General features: G+C 50.8%; 20 protein-coding genes. 9 read left to right on the forward strand and 11 right to left on the reverse strand.

What is annotated here, in order from left to right; all coding sequences use genetic code 11:
* Positions 1-47: 47 nt before the first annotated feature.
* From rplA to rpmG, 5 genes are all read right to left on the reverse strand, one after another.
* The gene (rplA, locus tag T488_RS0111005) at positions 48-743 is read right to left on the reverse strand and encodes a 50S ribosomal protein L1 (RefSeq protein WP_028520847.1); all 696 of its coding nucleotides are present in this window, start codon (positions 741-743) and stop codon (positions 48-50) included.
* Positions 744-868: 125 nt separating this feature from the next.
* The gene (rplK, locus tag T488_RS0111010; protein WP_019680811.1) at positions 869-1,294 is read right to left on the reverse strand and encodes a 50S ribosomal protein L11; all 426 of its coding nucleotides are present in this window, start codon (positions 1,292-1,294) and stop codon (positions 869-871) included.
* A 96-nt stretch (positions 1,295-1,390) separates the two neighbouring features.
* On the reverse strand, positions 1,391-1,918 hold the full coding sequence (gene nusG / locus T488_RS0111015; RefSeq protein ID WP_028520848.1) for a transcription termination/antitermination protein NusG: 528 nt from the start codon (positions 1,916-1,918) through the stop codon (positions 1,391-1,393).
* Between the two features lie 26 nt (positions 1,919-1,944).
* On the reverse strand, positions 1,945-2,181 hold the full coding sequence (gene secE / locus T488_RS0111020) for a preprotein translocase subunit SecE (protein ID WP_028520849.1): 237 nt from the start codon (positions 2,179-2,181) through the stop codon (positions 1,945-1,947).
* Positions 2,182-2,198: 17 nt separating this feature from the next.
* Positions 2,199-2,348 (reverse strand): 50S ribosomal protein L33, encoded by a 150-nt coding sequence (gene rpmG / locus T488_RS0111025; RefSeq protein WP_009984160.1) that lies wholly within the window; start codon positions 2,346-2,348, stop codon positions 2,199-2,201.
* Positions 2,349-2,603: 255 nt separating this feature from the next.
* On the opposite strand from rpmG, the gene T488_RS0111030 reads away from it, so the two are divergent.
* From T488_RS0111030 to T488_RS19615, 3 genes are all read left to right on the forward strand, one after another.
* Positions 2,604-3,362: a glycosyltransferase gene (locus tag T488_RS0111030; protein WP_028520850.1), complete on the forward strand. Its 759-nt coding sequence runs from the start codon at positions 2,604-2,606 to the stop codon at positions 3,360-3,362.
* Between the two features lie 11 nt (positions 3,363-3,373).
* Positions 3,374-3,826, forward strand: coding sequence for a DIP1984 family protein (locus tag T488_RS0111035; RefSeq protein WP_028520851.1), 453 nt, complete (start codon positions 3,374-3,376; stop codon positions 3,824-3,826).
* A 231-nt stretch (positions 3,827-4,057) separates the two neighbouring features.
* The gene (locus tag T488_RS19615; RefSeq protein ID WP_028520852.1) at positions 4,058-5,512 is read left to right on the forward strand and encodes a dockerin type I domain-containing protein; all 1,455 of its coding nucleotides are present in this window, start codon (positions 4,058-4,060) and stop codon (positions 5,510-5,512) included.
* 223 nt (positions 5,513-5,735) lie between these two features.
* Here the strand turns inward: T488_RS19615 and T488_RS0111045 are convergent, their stop codons facing one another.
* The 3 genes from T488_RS0111045 to T488_RS18850 are packed head-to-tail and all read right to left on the reverse strand — an operon-like array spanning position 5,736 to position 10,168.
* On the reverse strand, positions 5,736-6,395 hold the full coding sequence (locus T488_RS0111045; protein WP_028520853.1) for a ComF family protein: 660 nt from the start codon (positions 6,393-6,395) through the stop codon (positions 5,736-5,738).
* A 45-nt stretch (positions 6,396-6,440) separates the two neighbouring features.
* Positions 6,441-7,556 carry a THUMP domain-containing class I SAM-dependent RNA methyltransferase gene (locus T488_RS0111050; RefSeq protein WP_196243305.1) on the reverse strand — a complete coding sequence of 372 codons (1,116 nt, stop codon included), beginning with the start codon at positions 7,554-7,556 and terminating at the stop codon, positions 6,441-6,443.
* Between the two features lie 14 nt (positions 7,557-7,570).
* Positions 7,571-10,168, reverse strand: coding sequence for a transglycosylase domain-containing protein (locus T488_RS18850; protein WP_028520855.1), 2,598 nt, complete (start codon positions 10,166-10,168; stop codon positions 7,571-7,573).
* Between the two features lie 202 nt (positions 10,169-10,370).
* Between T488_RS18850 and T488_RS0111060 the strand changes: the two genes are divergently transcribed.
* On the forward strand, positions 10,371-10,709 hold the full coding sequence (locus T488_RS0111060) for a hypothetical protein (protein WP_028520856.1): 339 nt from the start codon (positions 10,371-10,373) through the stop codon (positions 10,707-10,709).
* On the opposite strand, the gene T488_RS0111065 is transcribed toward T488_RS0111060, so the two are convergent.
* Positions 10,704-11,294 carry a flavin reductase family protein gene (locus T488_RS0111065; RefSeq protein ID WP_028520857.1) on the reverse strand — a complete coding sequence of 197 codons (591 nt, stop codon included), beginning with the start codon at positions 11,292-11,294 and terminating at the stop codon, positions 10,704-10,706. The two genes, T488_RS0111060 and T488_RS0111065, sit on opposite strands and share 6 nt — an antisense overlap.
* A complete protein-coding gene (locus T488_RS0111070) occupies positions 11,287-12,126 on the reverse strand; it encodes an EFR1 family ferrodoxin (protein ID WP_028520858.1) in 840 nt (279 codons plus the stop codon). The genes T488_RS0111065 and T488_RS0111070 overlap by 8 nt, the downstream gene beginning before the upstream one ends.
* Before the next feature lie 200 nt (positions 12,127-12,326).
* On the opposite strand from T488_RS0111070, the gene T488_RS0111075 reads away from it, so the two are divergent.
* The 3 genes from T488_RS0111075 to T488_RS0111085 are packed head-to-tail and all read left to right on the forward strand — an operon-like array spanning position 12,327 to position 13,732.
* Positions 12,327-12,632 carry an STAS domain-containing protein gene (locus tag T488_RS0111075; RefSeq protein WP_028520859.1) on the forward strand — a complete coding sequence of 102 codons (306 nt, stop codon included), beginning with the start codon at positions 12,327-12,329 and terminating at the stop codon, positions 12,630-12,632.
* Between the two features lie 13 nt (positions 12,633-12,645).
* The gene (spoIIAB, locus tag T488_RS0111080) at positions 12,646-13,083 is read left to right on the forward strand and encodes an anti-sigma F factor (protein ID WP_028520860.1); all 438 of its coding nucleotides are present in this window, start codon (positions 12,646-12,648) and stop codon (positions 13,081-13,083) included.
* Entirely contained in the window at positions 13,073-13,732 is a 660-nt protein-coding gene (locus tag T488_RS0111085; RefSeq protein ID WP_028520861.1) for a sigma-70 family RNA polymerase sigma factor, read from the forward strand. Before spoIIAB ends, T488_RS0111085 begins: the two co-directional genes overlap by 11 nt.
* A 4-nt stretch (positions 13,733-13,736) precedes the next feature.
* Here T488_RS0111085 and T488_RS0111090 read toward each other — a convergent pair whose 3' ends face one another.
* Entirely contained in the window at positions 13,737-15,362 is a 1,626-nt protein-coding gene (locus tag T488_RS0111090; RefSeq protein WP_028520862.1) for a leucine-rich repeat protein, read from the reverse strand.
* A gap of 235 nt (positions 15,363-15,597) precedes the next feature.
* On the opposite strand from T488_RS0111090, the gene T488_RS17720 reads away from it, so the two are divergent.
* Positions 15,598-17,745 carry a cellulase family glycosylhydrolase gene (locus T488_RS17720; RefSeq protein WP_037297980.1) on the forward strand — a complete coding sequence of 716 codons (2,148 nt, stop codon included), beginning with the start codon at positions 15,598-15,600 and terminating at the stop codon, positions 17,743-17,745.
* Positions 17,746-17,927: 182 nt separating this feature from the next.
* Entirely contained in the window at positions 17,928-18,626 is a 699-nt protein-coding gene (locus T488_RS0111100; RefSeq protein WP_028520863.1) for a hypothetical protein, read from the forward strand.
* The last annotated feature ends 14 nt before the right edge of the window (positions 18,627-18,640 follow it).

Here is an 18,640-nt window from a genome sequence, read left to right on the forward strand (position 1 = left end):
AAAAGGCTTCACATTTCTGTGAAGCCTTTAGCTTTATTATTCAGTGATCAGACACCGTACTTAGCTGTAGCAACGGGAACTCCGGGGCCCATTGTTGAAGTAACTGTGCAGCTCTTGAGGTAAGTACCCTTAGCAGCAGCAGGCTTAGCCTTAACAACTGCTTCCATAAGAGTATTGAAGTTCTCCTCAAGCTTAGCAGCACCGAATGAAGCCTTACCGATAGGGCAGTGGATAATGTTGGTCTTGTCGAGACGATACTCGATCTTACCAGCCTTAGCCTCTGTTACAGCCTTAGCAACATCGGGAGTTACTGTACCGGCCTTGGGGTTAGGCATAAGTCCGCGGGGACCGAGGACCTTACCGAGACGACCAACGAGACCCATCATGTCAGGTGAAGCAACAACAACGTCGAAGTCCATCCAGTTTTCCTTCATGATCTTGTCAACGAGGTCCTGACCGCCAACGTACTCAGCGCCTGCAGCCTGAGCTGCCTCATACTTGTCTTCCTTGCAGAATACGCATACACGAACAGTCTTACCTGTACCGTTAGGAAGTACAACAGCGCCTCTTACCTGCTGGTCAGCGTGTCTTGAGTCAACGCCGAGACGGATGTGTGCCTCAATAGTTTCATCAAACTTAGCCTTTGCGTTCTTGCATACTAAGTCAAGAGCCTCTGCGGACTCGTACTGCTTTGCATAATCAACAGCCTTTGCGCTGTCAACATATTTTTTGCCGTGTTTCATTATATTTCCTCCTATTTAAGTGGTAATACCGGGAGCTTATAGCTTACCCGATTAGCGGAATTTTCCTCCCACCAATAGAACTCCGAACGGGGAATAGCTCCCCACTTCATCATTCAAAAAATTGATTAGTCAACAACTACAACGCCCATTGAGCGAGCTGTACCAGCGATCATGCTCATAGCTGCTTCAAGAGAACCTGCATTGAGGTCAGGCATCTTTGTCTCAGCTATCTTCTGAACCTGTTCCTTTGTGATGTTAGCGACCTTAGTCTTATTGGGAACTCCCGAACCGCTGTTGATGTTGCAAGCCTTCTTGATGAGGACTGCTGCAGGGGGAGTCTTTGTGATGAACGAGAATGAACGGTCTGCATAAACAGTGATAACAACAGGAATGATCATTCCGATGTCGTTCTTGGTCCTCTCGTTGAATTCCTTTGTGAATGCCATGATGTTTACGCCGTGCTGACCCAGTGCAGGACCAACAGGGGGGGCAGGAGTAGCCTTTCCTGCTGCGATCTGAAGCTTAATGTAGCCAACTACTTTCTGTGCCATGTATTCGCACCTCCATAAATGTGGTAAATGGCGAGGCAAGAATTATTTTACCTCTCCCACGGAAACCCATACCTTGCGGGTTTCTTTTGACCTGAACTAATCCTCCACCTTGATTACCTGATTGATAGGCAATGTAGTGGGGGTTTCACGACCGAACATTGAGACGAGAAGGTCTACTGAACGATCGTCGAGATTGATGTTCTGAACGACACCGATAAATCCGTCCATAGCGGTACCTGAGATACGGACGCTGTCGCCCACCTTGAAGTTTACCGAAACGGAAGAAACCTCAACGCCGAAGAGCTTCTGAACTTCCTCTTCTGAAAGGGGAGTAGGCTCTGAAGCGGGGCCGACGAAGCCTGTACAGCCTCTGGTATTTCTTACTACGTACCATGAATCGTCGTTCATGATCATCTTAACGAGAACGTAGCCCGGATAGGTCTTGCGTTCTACTTCTTTGGTTTTGCCGTCGGTGATCTCTGTTGCCATTTCGGTAGGAACTCTGACCTCTTGGATAAGTTCATGAAGCTTACGGTTTTCTACAACCTTTTCAATATTCTGAGCTACCTTATTTTCATAGCCTGAATATGTGTGGATAACATACCACTTTGCTGCTTCTGACATAATGATCCTCCTGATCTCCTATAGAATTAGCCTGCGTTGTAAATGAGACGCATAAGGGCAAGAGCGCCCTGATCGAAAAGACCTACCATGACCGCTGAAGCGACGATAACGCCGAGAACAACGGATGTGTTGTTGATGACAGTCTTCTTGGTCGGCCAAACCACTTTCTTGAATTCGATTCTGAGGTCCTTGAACCACTTGACAATCTTGTTGCCCTGTTTCTTCTCGGACTTCTCCTTTTTTGAAGATGTATTCTTAGCCATAAAAATACCCCTTCCGATTACTTTGTTTCCTTGTGAAGAGTATGCTTTCTGCAGAACTTGCAATGCTTCATCATTTCAATTCTGTCAGGGTCGTTCTTCTTGTTCTTCTTGGAAACATAGTTGCGCTGTTTGCACTCTGTGCAAGCTAAAGTAACCTTTACTCTCATATCGGCACCTCCTGAATTAGTACTTCCTTCGTTACCGAAGGTAGGTTGTTTGCCTCCCTCGCACGGGGACAAAAAAATAAACCCCCAACGAGGTACTAAAATTATAACATACATAAACCGAAAAGTCAAGCATTTTTCGCGAAAAAACTGAAATTTTCTTTTATAATAGTATAAAGGAGCCGATTCTATTGACCGCAGAGTGGAAAAGTGATATAATTTAAGGGACTTAAATGACCTTCGGGAAGGAGGGCGCTTGTGGCAGAGGAGATAAAGGTATCGGTGATAGTGCCTGCACATAACGAGGAGAAGTACGTCGAGCGGTGCATCGGGTCCGTAAAACAGGCGGCTTCGCAGGTGAAATGCGGAGTTGAGGTCATAGTGGTCTGCAACAGGTGTACCGACCGTACTGCCGAGCTTGCAGAGGCAAGGGGCGCCCGCGTAGTCACCGACGAGAGCCGCTGCATCGCAACTGTGCGGAATGCAGGTATTGCTGCGGCGAGGGGAAAGGTCATCATGACCATTGACTGCGACAACCGCATGACCGAGGGCACTATCCGCGAGGTGCTGGGAATGCTGAACAGCGGCAGGTATATCGGCGGCGGAGCGCCTCTGCGTTTTGAGAGATACTCCCTTGCCCTGCGGCTCAATGACCTTATGTGCCGGGCAGGCTTCGGGCTTACGGGGCTGTACTGCGGCATATTCTGGGCTGAGAAGCGCACCTTCGACGCCATAGGCGGCTTTGCGGAGAAAAAGGCGGGCGAGGACATCGCTACAGCAAAGGCGCTGAGAGCCTACGGCAAAAGGCAGGGGAAGCGCTATGGCTGTCTCAGGCGGAATCACCTTATCAACTCCACGCGGAAGTATGATGATATGGGTGACTGGCTGTACTTCAGGCTTGCTTTCAAAAACGCAGGAGCCCTTCTGAAGGCGGCTTTCGGCGACAGCAGCGAGTACGATAAGCTCATGGACGAAATGTTTTACGATTACAACGACAACAGAGCAAAACGCTCGTAAGGAGGATACATATGAAGCTTGCAGAAGCATTACAGGAAAGAGCTGACCTCAACCGCAATATCGAGCAGCTAAGGGCGAGACTTGTAAACAACGCCATAGTTCAGGAAAACGAGAAGCCTGCGGAGGATCCCAAGGCTCTTATCAGGGAGCTTGACAGCTCCGTTGAGCGCCTTGAGGAGCTCATGCACCGCATAAACCGCACCAACTGCGCAACAGTCTCCGACGGAAGGACCATCACCGAGCTCATCGCAAGAAAGGACGCCCTCAGGGTGAAGATCTCGGTATACAAGGATCTTGTCGCCAATGCCAGTCAGACCGCAAGACGCGCCCGCATGACCGAGATAAAGATACTCAGCACCGTTGACGTAAAGAAGCTCCAGAAGCAGATCGACGATATGTCAAAGGAGCTACGCATTACTGACAACACCATACAGTCACTTAACTGGTCCACAGAGCTTCTTTGAGCTTTATCGGTGTAGCTCCACAAGGGCGAATGCAGAAAAAGCCTTTCCGAAAGGAAAGCATCTTGTATGGCAATGCCGGGAGCGGCATGGGGTTCGACTCCCCATTATCGTTACGCTCAGACACCGTACAGACGTATCGTTACAGCTTATTCTGTTATTACCGTGCATTGACTTGCAGAGCGAGGGTGTGGATCGGGGATAGATAAAAAATCATACTTCACGGAGGTATTTATGAAGCTTAAAAGGCTCATTTCGGCGGCAGCTGCCGTCATGATAACGGGAGCTGCTCTTCCTGCCGCATCTGCTGCGGTGACGTCTGAGCATTCCACTGTTATTGCAGGAGACATCACATATTACAAGTACAGCGACCATATCGAGGCAGCCAACGGTTCTGCCGCAGACGGCACAGTGGATATTCCTTCAAAAATATCGGGGCTTTATGTCACCGATGTGGGCGAGAAGGCTTTTACAGGCTCTCAGGTAGTTGTGGTAAATATTCCCGAGACCGTGACGTCTGTAGGAGAACTTGCCTTTGACGGTTGTCCTTCGCTGTCCTATATCCAGTTCAACAATGCCGAGTGTAAAATAGCCGACAGCAGCAGGACTATCTGCAATGCTCTCGGTCCGGACGGAAAAACGGGAACATACAGCGGCGTTATTGCAGGCTATGACGGTTCCACGGCAGAGCTTTACGCGGAGAAGTACGGCTACAGGTTCAACTCTCTTGGCGAGGCTCCCGTGAAGGTCACGACCACGACCGCAGCAGCTGTGACAACGACTACCACTACCGTAAAGGCAGCGACTACCACTACCGCAAAGGCAGCGACTACCACCCAAAAGCCTGTTACCACGACTGCAAAGAAAGCGACTACAACAACTACCACTTCCAAAACTACCACTACTACAACTTCGACAACAACTACCACTACGACTACTACTACCACCAAACTCGCAGAGCAGGGAAAGCCTGTGTTCAGAATGAGCAGCACACAGGTCTATCTTGAGGACTCTCACGGAACCGATCAGGAGATAATACTCTCTGTGGACGGCGCCAACGGACTGTACAGTGATACCCTGATCTATGTGTACTTCGATAATCGCCTGAAGGCTCTGGAGCCCGAGAGAGGTGCCGCTATCGAGGGACTCACAACAGGACAGGCTATGGGCGATACGGGGGATTTCCTCGTTCTCACTACAGCAGGCAGCGAGAACGCTGGCAAGGACGGCGAGATGTGGAAGCTTTGCTTCACTCTGCCCGATGACTGCAAGGTGGGGGATCAGTTCGACATAGAGGTGGGACTTTCCAAATACGGCGACATCAAGCCGCTGTTCACCAATTTCGAGTATGACGATAAGGGAACTGCCATGACGGAGTATATCTTCACCAAGGGACTTGCAAAGGGCAGTATCACCATACTTGAGGATCCGCCCTACAAGCTTGGTGATGTGAACAACGATAAGCGTATCGACTCCGTGGATGCTTCACAGACTCTTGCGGAGTACGCAGCCAAGGGCTCGGGACGGGGCTCTACATTCAAGGATGCAAGGCAGACCAAGGCAGCTGACGTCAACCGCGACAGCAAGATCGACGCGGTTGACGCTTCGACTATACTTGCCTTCTACGCCTATCACTCCACAGGGACTCCCGTTTATGACCTTGAGGAGTTCATACAGCACATGAAATAAGAATAGTTTTTGCCCCTGAGTGTTACGGAAGCACTCAGGGGCATTGTGTTTGGTTATGTTTTCTTCGATAAATCAGAATTTAGCACGTATGCGCTAAGTTGAAAGTTGAGAGTTGAGAGTTAATGTGTTCGCTTCGCTCACAATATTTAAATATTGTCGCCGCAGGCGACTCCACAACTTTCAACTCTAAACTCTCAACTCTAAACTCAAATCAAAATTTAGCTCATGGAGCTTGCTTTCTTGTTTTACAGCAGCAGGCACAGTGAACGGAGGCAGCTCCCTTTGCATTCAGCTCGGCGGTTATTTCGCGGAGTGTGCTGCCCGTAGTGCATATATCGTCAATGAGGAGAATATTCTTCCCGCTTACCTTTTGGGCGTCGGCGGAGAAAGCTCCCCGAAGATTTACCGACCTGCTCAGCTTGTCCAGCTCCTTCTGGGCTCTGGTGGACCTTATCTTTTTCACAGCCCCCTCCTCAACGGGGATACCAAGGACTCTGCCGACTTCGCGGGCGATCAGAAGAGACTGGTTGAAGCTGCGGCGGAAAACGTCCCTGCGGTACATGGGAGCAGGAACTATGATGTCTGCGTTATTTGCAGTGCCCTCAGCGCGGAGCCGCTCTCCCAGGGCAGAGCCGAGAGCATAGGCGGCATTTCCGTCGGTGCCGTCCTTCAGCAGAAATACGGCAGGCTTCACGCTGTCGTCATAGTCAAAGGCGGCAGTAAAGCCTGCGGCACCATCGATGGTAAAGCTGCCCTTGTAGGAGCTGAGCTTGCCTGTGCAGGCGGCGCAGAATCGGTCCATAGCGCCTATGAGCTCTCCGCAGACGGGACAGCGCGTGGGAAAGAAAATGTGGAGAAGCCTTCGCTTCAATGTATATCTCATATCATCACCTATGGGAAAAGCTCCGTTTTTGGCGGAGCTTTTTTGTCAGAAGTACATATATAGCTGGCATTTTATCATGCCGTTGTAGAGCTTTCTGCGCTTGTGGGCTTCTGTGCCGAAGAACTTCTCGAACTCCTCGTGGGGAGAGATGATGTAGCTCTGTCTGCTGCCGCCCTTTCCGAGGACTCTGCCCATTTTGCGGTAGATGTCCTCAGCCTCTCTCAGCTCAAGGAGTCTCTCGCCGTAGGGAGGGTTGCAGATAACGATGGAATTTTCGGGCTGAACGAATTTTGTGATGTCAGCCTGTTCTATTTTCAGTCTGGACTTTATTCCTGCCTTGTGGGCGTTGTCCAGTGTCAGTGCAACTGCCGCGTCGTCGATGTCAGCGCCGATACCGTGGAACTCTGCGCTCCTGTCAACGCTGTCGATAGCGCGTTTGCGCTCCTCCTGCCAGATCCTTGAGTCAAAGCAGCTCCACTTTTCGGCAGCAAATCTTCTGTTGATACCGGGAGCTATCTTCAGTGCCTTCAGTGCAGCCTCGATAAGGAGGGTACCGCTTCCGCAGAATGGGTCGCAGACTATTGAGTCCGAGCGGACTCTTGCAAGGTCGATGATACCTGCCGCAAGGGTCTCCTTTATGGGAGCAGCATTGGAGTTGCGCCTGTAGCCGCGCTTGTGGAGTCCCACGCCGCTGGTGTCAAGATATAGCGAAACAACGTCCTTGAGAATGCTGAACTTTATCTGCACCGTGGGACCTGTCTCCTCGAACCAGCTTATCCCGTACTTGGCTTTGAGCCTTTCAACGGCTGCCTTTTTCACTATGGACTGACAGTCGGGAACGCTGTGGAGGGCTGAATTCAGAGAATAGCCCTTTACGGGGAAGGCGTCCTCGGGACCGATGTAGCGCTCCAGCTCAACAGCCTTCACACCCTGGAAAAGCTCCTCGAAGGTAGTTGCTTTGAACTCTATGAGCTCGATGAGGACTCTCTCTGCGGTAGAAAGGCAGAGATTAGCACGGGCGAGGATATTCTCGTCGCCCGTGAAGCTTATTTTTCCGTCGCTGACCTTCAGGTCAGTTCCGCCTATTTTTTGTATCTCGTATTTAAGTACGCTTTCCAGACCGAAATGGCATGGACAGCAAAGTCTGATCTTATCGTTCAAATTATCACCTGTTATCAGTATTCGAGTACGCCTGCGCCGCCTCCGGCAGCACCGCCTGCGTCACCGCCGCCGACATCTCCGCCGCCGACGTATCCGCCGCCTGCGTCACCGCCGCCGCCGCTGACATCGCCGCCTCCGACGTATCCGCCGCCTGCGTCGCCGCCGCCGACATCTCCGCCTGTGGCACCGCCTGCGCCGCCGCTTACGTCACCGCCGCCTGTGGCAGCACCTGTGTCTGTACCTGTGCCAGTATCTGTACCTGTTGAGCTTCCGCCTGTGCCGGCAGGGGCAGTATAGCCGTGTGAACCGTCACAGTAAGGAGGCGAGTAGGTATCTGTTATCTCTGACTTCCAGTAGCCTGTGATGGTTCCGCCGCAGTACTGGGAAGCGATACGTCCCGTAATAGGGCACATGGGCATCTCGATGACAGACTTGACGGGCTCGAAGTCGCGTCCTGTCTCGGGGTACATGGTATTTGCGTATTCGCCGATGATGTTCTGCCATACGCTTGCCGATATACCTGAAGGAACGTAGAGGTTGTCATCGCTTATATCATAGCCTATGGTGATACCGCTGGCAAAGTCGCGTGTAAGACCAACGAAGGCTTCGTCGTGCCAGTCCTGAGTGGTACCTGTCTTACCGCAAACTACCTTGTTGCCAAGTCTTGCGGCGGTACCTGTACCGTTTTCAACAACGTTCTTGAGGAGACGGTTCATTACCCATGCAGTTTCGTCGGAGACTGCCTGTCTGGGATTGCCGTTGTTCTGATAGATGACCTGCTGTGAGCTGTCCTCTATTCTTGTGATGAGGTGAGCTTCATTGTAGATACCGTTATTACCATAGGGAAGGTAAGCGTTTACAAGGTTCTCAACAGTGATACCGTAGTGGAGAGCTCCCAGGCTGAGAGGAGAGTAGTCCTTATCAGCTGCTGCAAGCTTTACTCCCAGCTTTTCCTTGGCAAACTTATATACCTCTTCTACCGAGTATCTGTCCACCAGCTGAGCCGAGCAGGTATTGTAGGACTGCTGGAGGGCGTAGTATGTCTTTATATTTCCGCCGCCGCCCACAGCACCGCCGTAGTTCTTAGGCCAGGGCTGACCGTCATCGCCTGTCTTGACAGCCAGGTCCTTGATGTCTGAGCCCCAGGTAAGGTCGCCTGATTCGATACCGTAGGCGTATCCAGAAATAGGCTTGATGGTAGAACCTACCTGACGGGGTTCCTTAACTGCGAAGTTTGTTACCAGTGAGTGGGTCTTTTCGCCGATGTTGCCGACTGCACAGAGCAGCTCGCCGTCATAGTTCAGAGCAACGAAGGCGACGTGGGGGAGATACTCCTCATTGACGCCGTCCTGGCCCCAGCTTCCGTTTGCAAGCTTGAGGTCAGCGTAGCGCCTAACGGTATATTCGGGGACTATATTGTTGATGTCCAGGAATTTCTGCTCAACATATTCCTGCATATTCTCATCGTATGAGAGATAGATCTTATAGCCGCCGTTGTCGATCTTGGCTCTTGCCACATCGTCGTCGGTTATATTGAACTTCTCCTTGAATATCTCCTGAGCCTCAAAGTAGGCTGCGTCGAGTATCCAGCTGTAAGCCTTCTGCTTGTCTTCCATCTCCTGAGCCTCAGCCTCGGGGTGTTCCTTGAGGTATTCCTCTGAGTCTGTGAAGATGAGGGGAGTAACGATATACTCCTGGTATTCGTCATAGGTGATAGCTCCGTTTTCATAGAGCTTGTAGAGAACGTATTCCTGACGGGGCTTGTTGTTGGCGCGTCCGTCGATGACCAGAGGCTTTGTCAGGTCGTCGTCCTGATGATAGTAGGCAAAGGGGCCGTAATCCTCAGGGCTCTTGGGGATAGCAGCCAGAACTGCCGCCTCGGGGATAGTCAGCTCCTCGGAGTTCTTTCCGAAGTAACGTATGGAAGCAAGCTGTATTCCGTTTGTGGCGCCGCCGAAGCTGATGTAGTTGAGGTACTCCTCAAGTATCTCGTCCTTTGAGTAGGACTTTTCCAGCTGCATGGCGGAGAATATCTCTCGTATCTTACGCTGAGGGGAGCGCTCGTTGTCTCCCGTCAGGTTCTTGATGAGCTGCTGTGTGATGGTCGAACCGCCCTGTTCCGTATCATAGAAGTGGAGGAACATATTCAGGAAGGCGGAGAATGTACGCTTGTAGTCTACACCGTCATGGACGTAGAAACGCTCGTCCTCGGTATAAACAAAGGCGTTGCGGACGTGCTGGGGTATCTTGTCGATAGAGACAGGAAGTCGCTGGAAGTTGTTCTTGTTCTCGTGAAGAACCTTGTACTCGTCCTCGCCTGCGGCGTTCTTTGTGGTACTGTAGAAGTAGGTATCGCTTCCCGATTCAAGCTGCTGAAGGGTGATACTGGTGGAATCGTCCATGAAGTTGAGGACGTAGACCGTCAGCGCGGTACTTACGATAGTGCCCGTGATGATGATGACCAGCAGCAGCGAGAGCAGAGTGGTGGCGATCACCGTCATCAGCTTCTTGAAAATGATGAAGCCCTTGCTGTGCTTTTTCTTCTTTTTCTTATGCGCAGGATTGCTGCGCACCTCCTTTTCGTCGGAGGGAGTAAGTTCTTTATCCTTCATTTTGTCAGAATGACCGCCATACAGCGGCGGCAGCTCCTTTCAAAGATTTATATATTATTTATCTGTGTATATAAATATACATTATATATTATAACACGTTTGAGGTAAAATGTTAAGACCTTTCCGAAAAAATCGGCAATTTGTATAATATAGAAAAATCGGGGGATATTATTTACGGATATTTCGGCAAAGGAGTGGTATTATGACGCGCAGGAGCGCAAAACAGATATATTTCACACTGGTGGCGGCGCTGACCGCCTCGGGCTTTATCACCGTGTGTACACTGGGGCAGGCTGTCCGCAGACACAAGACTGAGGTGAGACTGGCGGCGGCTGCCATAGAGGAGGGGGAGCCCCGTTTTCTCGTCCGTGAGAGCGGAGGCAGGATAGCCGTATTCAGAAACGGCGATGAAAAGCCCTATCTGCTGCTGGATATGCTTCCCTCACTGCTTTCCGAGCAGGACAGGGAGCAGCTTGCCGAGGGGCTGTATTTTTCCTCGGAGCAGGAGCTGAGGCAGTTCATCGAGGACATCTCCTCATGAGTTTTTCGGGGGCTTGCGATGCTTTTTCTTCTTGCGGACGGAGAAGCCGAAGTCGCCCAGCTTCCTGCCGACAGCGAAGTATTCACCGTGGGCGAATGCCATGAGTCCGCTCTGCTGGAGGTTCAGCTTTCCCTTGCTGTCGAGGTACTTCTCGTCGGCATCTATTCCCACTATCTCCGCAAGGAACATTGTGTGTGAGCCCAGAAGCTTTGATTCCGTTACCCTGCATTCAAGACTGACGGGACACTCCTCGATAAGGGGAGCCGCCACCTTCTGTGCAGGTACGGTGTGGAAGCCGCAGACCTCTATCTTGTTTACGTCCCTGCCGCTTTTTACGCCGCAGAAGTCGGTCTCGCGGCACATAGCGGAGGTGGTCAGGTTTATGACGAATTCTCCCGACTCCTTTATGATGTCGTGGGAGTACCTCTCGGGGCGGACAGATATATACGTCATGGGCGGACGGGTACAGACGATACCTGTCCAGCCGATGGTGAGGACGTTTGGTGAGTCCATGGTGCCGCAGGTCACAAGAGCCGCAGGCACAGGGGCAAGAAGGGTGCTGCCCTTCCAGAATTGTTTAGCCATTTTTTCTCCTTCTGTAGTCGTGTTTGGGAGAGCTTCCGGAGTTTGCTCCCGAGGTGAAGCGTTTATCCTTCAGCACATCTCTGTGGTCGGCAAAGCTGTACTTGCCCTTGACCTTTGTTATCTCGCCGTATTCTATGGCGTCGGTGGGGCAGTTACCGATACAAGCCATGCAGTGGGTGCAGCTGTCGCCCCAGAGGGGCTTTTTGTCGGTTATGGAGATATTGTTCAGGGGACAGACCTTCTCGCACTTGCCGCAGCCCACGCACTTCTCATTGGCGAAGAAGTCCTTGGCGGGCATCTTGTACTTAGCCCAGACGGGGTTGAAGGGCAGCGTGATTATCTTCTCAAAGAGGAACACGTATCTCGCCTTCAGCTTTCCGCCGTTTCTGATAGTTGAGGCAATATCGTCCAGCTTGCTGTATGAGTTGAGTATGCGCTCGCGTATCTCCTCGCCGCTCTGGACGGGATAGTGGCCGATATAGTAATTTCTCGGCATAACCAGCTCGGAATAGCCCATGAACTCCATCTTCTTCCTGCGGAAGAGCTTCTTTGCCAGGTATCCCGTGATACCGCTGTAGCCTGCGCTGTTGGAGATGAAGTAGACCCTGCGGCTTCCCGTGAGCTGTGCCTTTTTCAGGTACTTGCTGAGGAAGCGGGGCATCTCGCATATATACACGGGAGCACAGACGATAAAAGGCTTTTCGGAGCGTATTTCCGAGAAGTCGCCTTTTTTTATTCTGCTGAGCAGGTCGATGCACTCATCGTCCAGCTTCTTTGCCAGCTCAGTGGCTATGAAGCGGGTGTTGCCCGTGGCGGAAAAGTAAAGTATCATAAAATTCCCCCTTGATATGTAAAAGAAAGTCTTCCATATCCGTATGATGACATACACTATTATTATACCATCAGACGGCTGATTTTTCAATGGCTTTTGAAAATTTCCGCCGCCGACGGTCTCCGACATTTTTTGCAGCTCATTGGTGGTATCATAAGGCATGAGAAGGCTGCTATGTGCAGCAAAAAGGAGGAAAGGCCATGAAAATAGACATAAAAACCGAGAACGGAGCGGCAATTGCAAGGCTCAGCGGTGAAATTGACCACCATAACGCCAAGGAGCTCCGCACGGAGCTGGACCGCTTTATAGTTACCGCTCAGCCCAGGGAGCTTGCCATTGATTTCGGCGGAATCACCTTCATGGACAGCTCTGGCATAGGGCTCATAATGGGCAGGAGCAAGCTCATGAAGGAGTGCGGCGGCAGGCTGGAGGTACGCAATCCCCAGCCTTACATACGCCGTGTGCTCAAGCTTGCAGGCATAGAGCGTATCGTCAGAATAAGATAAAAGGAGAAAGACTATGGAAATACTCAACGAGATAAAATTCATCATGCCTTCCCTTTCGATAAACGAGGGAGCGGCGAGGGCGGTGGTGTCATCATTCCTGATACAGGCAGACCCCACCGTTGAGGAGCTGTCCGATATACGCACGGCGGTCTCGGAGGCAGTGACAAATGCGGTAGTCCACGGCTACAGGCACAAAAAGGGAAATATCGAGCTTACCGTGCGGCTCCTGCCCGACAGGGTCATATACATAAAGGTCAGGGACAAGGGCTGCGGCATTGCCGACGTAGAGCAGGCTATGGAGCCTCTTTTCACCACCGCCCCCGAGGAGGAGAGGTCGGGACTGGGCTTTTCGGTCATGCAGTCCTTCATGGACAGGCTGACCGTCAGGAGCGCTCCCGGCAAGGGCACCACCGTCACCATGAGAAAGAGGCTCTCTGCCCATGGAGACTGAGGTAAAGAAGCCTCTTGCCGAGGAAAATCTGGGACTTGTCCACCTCTGCGCAAACCGTTTCCGCGGGCGGGGCATCGAGTACGATGACCTGTACTCCGCAGGCTGTATAGGGCTGCTGAAGGCGGTGAAGGCATTTGACAGCGACAGGGGAGTGAAGTTCTCCACCTATGCGGTACCTGTCATACTTGGTGAGATAAAGCGGCTTTTCCGTGACGGCGGTGCGGTCCGCGTCAGCAGGAGCCTGAAGGAGCTTTCTCTGCGGCTGAGCCGTATCTGTGAGGACTTCCGCCAGCGGGAGATGAGAGAGCCCACCATCGCGGAGCTGTCAGAGCTGTCGGGGGAGACCGAGTCTGCCGTGGCAGAGGCTCTGTGCGTCAGTCAGCCCCCTGTGTCCCTCACCGCAGGAGACGATGACGAGGGGCAGACCGATATACCCACGGAGTCTCCCGACGAGAGCATAACCGACCTGCTGGCGCTGAGGCAGATAATGGCGCGGCTCCCCGACGGCGACCGTGCTCTGCTGGAGCTTAGGTACTTCCGCGGTATGACTCAGACAAAGACCGCTAAGGCTCTGGGAATGACGCAGGTGCAGGTGTCAAGACGCGAAAAAAAGCTCCTCACTCAAATGAGGGAGGAGCTTCTAAGCTGAATATTTACTGTGCCATTGAGAATAATTCCTCAATGGTGACGTGCTCGCCTGATGTAGTTGATGTGTACGCATAGTAGGCGAGTATCTTTGAAGCATCAACGGCGTCAACGGTGCCGTTTTTGTCAATGTCGCCTGCACGTCTCTGGGCAAAGGTGAACATGGGGTCTTTACTTGTTGATGTGAGAGCGTATTCCGCAAGTGTACGGGAAGCATCAACTGCATCGACCCTTCCGTCATCGGATACATCGCCTGTGAGCTTAATTGGCTTGCCTGTGAGGAGAACGATGTTGAGCCCCCTGTCATCTGCCCATTTGAATGCAGTGGAATCCATATATGTCAGGATAGCGCCACTGTAGGTGTTCAGCGGGATCACGGGATCGAAGCTGTTGCAGACGGTGCATTCCGTATTCTTGTTAATTATATTTGCTTCGGCGTTGTAGATGGATACTTCTGCAAGAGCAGGGCACTCTGCGAATGCTCCCTCGCATATAGTGTTGACCCATTCGGGGCACTCGATATTCTTTATGTAGGCATTGCCTGTGAAGGCGTTGGGCTCAACTGCCTGTATGCCCTTGGGAACGGAAAAGAAGGTGTCCTTCTTGCCTGAGGGATATGCCACAAGGTCTCCCATATCCGTACGGTAGATCACGCCGTCCACGATCTTGTATGTTTTATAGATATTTGAGCTGTCCATGCCTGTGAACGCCTCAAGAGAGGTACAGCCTGCAAAGGCTCTGGGACCTATACGTCCCGGATTGCCTGTGAAGTTTACTGTTTTCAGGTTCGCGCAGTTTTCAAATGCGCTGTTCTTTACATCGCGGACATTCTTTCCGATAGTTACAGAGACTAAGTTATCGCTGTCCCTGAATCCGTTCTGTTCTATTTCGGTAACGGGAATATCATTTATGGAGTCAGCGATAGTGATGCTGAGATTTTTCTGTGTAGTTGACGGGCAGAGCGCTGTGTAATGATCGAAGAAATAAGAGTAGATAACATTGTCCTTTTCTGTGTCCAGAGCGTCCAGCTGAGTCTTTCTGCCGTGGGCGATGAGCTCCATGTGATCGTATTTTTCCTTTTCCTGAACGTATTTCGTCTCGGAGACATTCTCACCGTTGATCGTGTAAACTATTTCCACGCCTTCCATGCCCTCATTGGCGGTATTGTCCATAAATGAGATCTCCTTGGTGAAAACGCCTTTTTCAAGCTTGAAATAGGTGATCTCATGAACTCCCATGTGCTGGTGGTTGTGTATCAGATATGAGGCATTGGGATCGGCGAAGGAGTTGCCGTAGGAGCCGAGTACGACCGGCTCTGAAAGCTTGTTGTTATAGAATGAATATACCGTGCAGGTGCCCATTTTGTAGCCGCTGTCCGAGATGAAAAGCTCGGGCACGTTATCGTGGTCAATGTCGTACAGCTCAAAGCGTGAGCCGGAAGTGATATCCTTGTCTGCAAAGTTGTACTCCTCCGATCCGTAGCAGTCTGAGAGAACCACATGGTATGCATCCTGCCAGGAATTGAAAAGGATTTTGTCATAGGTCTTGTCTTCAACTGCCTCCGCAGTTACGGGTAGAGCTGCTGTGAGCAGCGCTGCTGCTGAAAATGCAGCTGTGATCTTTCTGATCTTCATGGAAAGTCCTCCTTAATAAATATTACTGCCCGAAGGCAGTCCCCTCAATAAAAATTATTATACAGCATATCCTGAAAATAATCAATACTTTTCACTAAATATTTTTTATTCCACTGCCAAAAAAAGTCCCCATTTATTGCTGAAATCGACAAACGCCGTTGACAAGGCATATAAAAAGATGTATAATAATGATGTTATTATACACCATATATCAAAAAGAGAGGGGTTTCTTGATATGGCAAAAAATCTATTCAAAAGAGCAGCCGCTGTTGTTTCAGCTGCTGCGGTGCTGCTTGTTCCTTCTGTGAACAGGCTGCCAAAGGAAAAAGCAGTCGCAGCTCCCGACGAGTATCATGACGACTGGCTCCACGTCAACGATAAGGCACAGATCGTTGACATGAACGGCAACGAGGTCTGGATGACAGGTGTCAACTGGTTCGGCTATAACGTAGGAAGCCAGATCTTTGACGGCGCATGGTCGGCAAACGTACACCACTGCCTCGACCTTATCGCAGACCACGGCTTCAATCTTCTCCGTGTACCTATGTCAACGGAGATACTTCTCCAGTGGAAGGCAGGCAAGCCCGACCCGATCATCAAGCTCAATGAGTACGAAAATCCCGAGCTGACTGTTGAGGGCGTTGAGGGCGGTACTCCCATGTACAGCTTCGACATCTGGAATCAGGTAGTCAAGTGGTGCCGCGAGAACGGTATCAAGATCATGATGGACGTTCACTGCGCTACTACCAATGCCGCAGGTCATAACTACGCTCTGTGGTATGACACAAACTTCAGTGAGAAGGACTGGCTGGACGCTCTGGCATGGTTCTCGGATTACTACAAGGATGATGACACTATCATCGCTATCGACCTGAAGAACGAGCCTCACGGCAAGAAGGACGATGGCATTTTTGCAAAATGGGACGGCTCCAAAGATGCGAATAACTGGCGCTATGCTGCTGAGAAGGGCGCTAAAGCCTGCCTGGATCAGAACCCGAACCTGCTCATCATGGTAGAGGGTATCGAGGTTTATCCCAAGACCGAAAAGGGCTTTGACTGGAATTCGCCCTCCACTGACTACGGCCATTATGGCGATCCCGAGTATCAGCCCTATTACGGCGCATGGTGGGGAGCTAATTTCCGCGGCGTAAGGGATTATCCCGTAGACCTTGGCGAGCATCAGAGCCAGCTGGTTTATTCACCTCATGACTACGGTCCCGAGGTATACAAGCAGACCTGGTTCTATCTTGAAGATCCTTCCAAGACCTTCAGCAGAGAGACTCTCCTGGACGATTACTGGAGGGATACATGGGCATTCCTCGTTGAGGAGAACATCTCACCCCTGCTCATGGGCGAATGGGGCGGCTGGGTCGATGAGGAGCACGACAAGACCGGTGAGAACGTTCACTGGATGCAGGAGCTCCGCGACTACATGATCGACAAGCATATCCACCACACATTCTGGTGCTTCAATGAGAACTCATCGGATACAGGCGGACTTGTTTACGATAACTTCCAGAAGTGGGACGATGTGAAGTATGAGTTCATCAAGCCTGCCCTCTGGCAGACAAAGGACGGCAAGTTCGTAAGCCTTGACCATACTATCCCGCTGGGACGCGCAGGCAACGGTATCTCGCTCTCCGAGTACTACGGCGGCGCTTCAACTCCCAGACCGTCAACTACCACAACTACAACAACAAGCGGTACGACTACAAGTATCACAACTACTTCTGTTACAACTACAACAACTGCCGATACAACAATTACCACTACTACTACACCAGGTCCTACTATCCACCCTGGCTATGACTTCAAGGGCGTTGATTCATACCCCACAAAGACAGTTTATGAGCAGGGCGAGGAGCTTGACCTCAGCGGTCTTCTGTTCGGCGGAACTCCTCAGAGCGGTGCAGGCTCAGGAGGCGGAAGGTATACTGACGCCGATGTCAGCGACAGCATCGTGACCATTAAAGACAGCAGCGGCAAGGAATACGCAAAGGATAAGTTCAGCACCCTTCCCGCAGGCGAGTACACTGTAAATATCAAGGGCGGCGTAGGTAACTATTACAGGTACACCTACTGCTACGGCGTGGACATCTCCTATAAGGTGAACATAAAGGGCGGCAGCACTGACGAAACTGTATGGGGCGATGTAAACTGCGACGGCAAGGTTGAGCTTGCAGACGCTATCCTCATCATGCAGAGCCTTGCAAATCCCGACAAGTACGGCGAAAAGGGCTCCGACTCCAAGCACCTGAAGGCTCAGGGCAAGACAAACGGTGACGTTGACAAGTCCACAGAGGGACTTACTGCAAACGACGCTCTGAAGATACAGGAATTCCTCCTCAAGAAGAGGACTACACTGGATCCTTCCAAGGACTGATGAACGTCGGTAAAATAAGATAAACGTTTCAGCCGCAGGCATACGATTTCCTGTTCAGATCTGTGCCTGCGGCTGTTTTTGCCGCAAAAAACTCTTTACAAACTGCGGCGTTTCTGATATAATTATACTGAGTAAATATGTTAATGTTTAAATGAAATTATTTACTGATCAGAGGAGTAAACATGAAAAAGGTATTTATCGCACTGTTCTGCGCGGCAGTTCTTACTGCCTGTGCCGAGAATAAAAACAACAATAGCCGCGAAACAGAAACAACAATTGCTGAGGCAGCGACTACAGTGACTACAGAAACCGAGACTACAACTGCCGCAGCCACAACAACTGCTACAGTTACAACGACAGAGACTGTAAGTACGGCTGATGAAGACGGCGAGCCAACGGTCATACGAATTGAAAAGCTTCCGGAAGATATATTTGAGGAGTATGAATTCAACACTTTCAGGTATTACAACGGACGTACCTATGACGACCTTACTGAGGAGGAAAAAGAAAATCCTGCTTCGTTCCCACTTTACAGCACTCTTGATGGCGAGCTGACAGATGAACACAAGCAAATGCTTTATGATTATTTTACCAGCCATGAGTTTGAGGAGGTCGATCACACTTATACTTACTATCTCTGGGACTGTGGTTTGCCTCATGACCAGTCGGCTGCAAAAAACCTTATATGGCTCATCATGGCATATAACAAAGAATGGGTCGAAAGAGGTAATACACCACATATGAACGGAAATTATGAATTCATATTTTCTGCTGACAGAAAATACTTTGCTTTGAGAGAAGGATTAAGCGGAGGCTTTAATACATACAAAATAGCTGATCCCGAAGAACTGGATTTTCTTTATGACCTTGTACCTCAGTAATGTATATCTTTCCC

Source organism: Ruminococcus flavefaciens ND2009 (assembly GCF_000621785.1).
In the GTDB taxonomy this organism is placed as follows: domain Bacteria; phylum Bacillota; class Clostridia; order Oscillospirales; family Ruminococcaceae; genus Ruminococcus; species Ruminococcus flavefaciens_C.

Excerpts from the sequence above, each read along its gene's own strand:
- rplA (WP_028520847.1), bottom strand. The coding sequence starts at position 743 with ATGAAACACGGCAAAAAATATGTTGACAGCGCAAAGGCTGTTGATTAT.
- rplK (WP_019680811.1), bottom strand. The coding sequence starts at position 1,294 with ATGGCACAGAAAGTAGTTGGCTACATTAAGCTTCAGATCGCAGCAGGA.
- nusG (WP_028520848.1), bottom strand. The coding sequence starts at position 1,918 with ATGTCAGAAGCAGCAAAGTGGTATGTTATCCACACATATTCAGGCTAT.
- secE (WP_028520849.1), bottom strand. The coding sequence starts at position 2,181 with ATGGCTAAGAATACATCTTCAAAAAAGGAGAAGTCCGAGAAGAAACAG.
- rpmG (WP_009984160.1), bottom strand. The coding sequence starts at position 2,348 with ATGAGAGTAAAGGTTACTTTAGCTTGCACAGAGTGCAAACAGCGCAAC.
- T488_RS0111035 (WP_028520851.1), top strand. The coding sequence starts at position 3,374 with ATGAAGCTTGCAGAAGCATTACAGGAAAGAGCTGACCTCAACCGCAAT.
- T488_RS19615 (WP_028520852.1), top strand. The coding sequence starts at position 4,058 with ATGAAGCTTAAAAGGCTCATTTCGGCGGCAGCTGCCGTCATGATAACG.
- T488_RS0111045 (WP_028520853.1), bottom strand. The coding sequence starts at position 6,395 with ATGAGATATACATTGAAGCGAAGGCTTCTCCACATTTTCTTTCCCACG.
- T488_RS18850 (WP_028520855.1), bottom strand. The coding sequence starts at position 10,168 with ATGAAGGATAAAGAACTTACTCCCTCCGACGAAAAGGAGGTGCGCAGC.
- T488_RS0111060 (WP_028520856.1), top strand. The coding sequence starts at position 10,371 with ATGACGCGCAGGAGCGCAAAACAGATATATTTCACACTGGTGGCGGCG.
- T488_RS0111065 (WP_028520857.1), bottom strand. The coding sequence starts at position 11,294 with ATGGCTAAACAATTCTGGAAGGGCAGCACCCTTCTTGCCCCTGTGCCT.
- T488_RS0111070 (WP_028520858.1), bottom strand. The coding sequence starts at position 12,126 with ATGATACTTTACTTTTCCGCCACGGGCAACACCCGCTTCATAGCCACT.
- T488_RS0111075 (WP_028520859.1), top strand. The coding sequence starts at position 12,327 with ATGAAAATAGACATAAAAACCGAGAACGGAGCGGCAATTGCAAGGCTC.
- spoIIAB (WP_028520860.1), top strand. The coding sequence starts at position 12,646 with ATGGAAATACTCAACGAGATAAAATTCATCATGCCTTCCCTTTCGATA.
- T488_RS0111085 (WP_028520861.1), top strand. The coding sequence starts at position 13,073 with ATGGAGACTGAGGTAAAGAAGCCTCTTGCCGAGGAAAATCTGGGACTT.
- T488_RS0111090 (WP_028520862.1), bottom strand. The coding sequence starts at position 15,362 with ATGAAGATCAGAAAGATCACAGCTGCATTTTCAGCAGCAGCGCTGCTC.
- T488_RS17720 (WP_037297980.1), top strand. The coding sequence starts at position 15,598 with ATGGCAAAAAATCTATTCAAAAGAGCAGCCGCTGTTGTTTCAGCTGCT.
- T488_RS0111100 (WP_028520863.1), top strand. The coding sequence starts at position 17,928 with ATGAAAAAGGTATTTATCGCACTGTTCTGCGCGGCAGTTCTTACTGCC.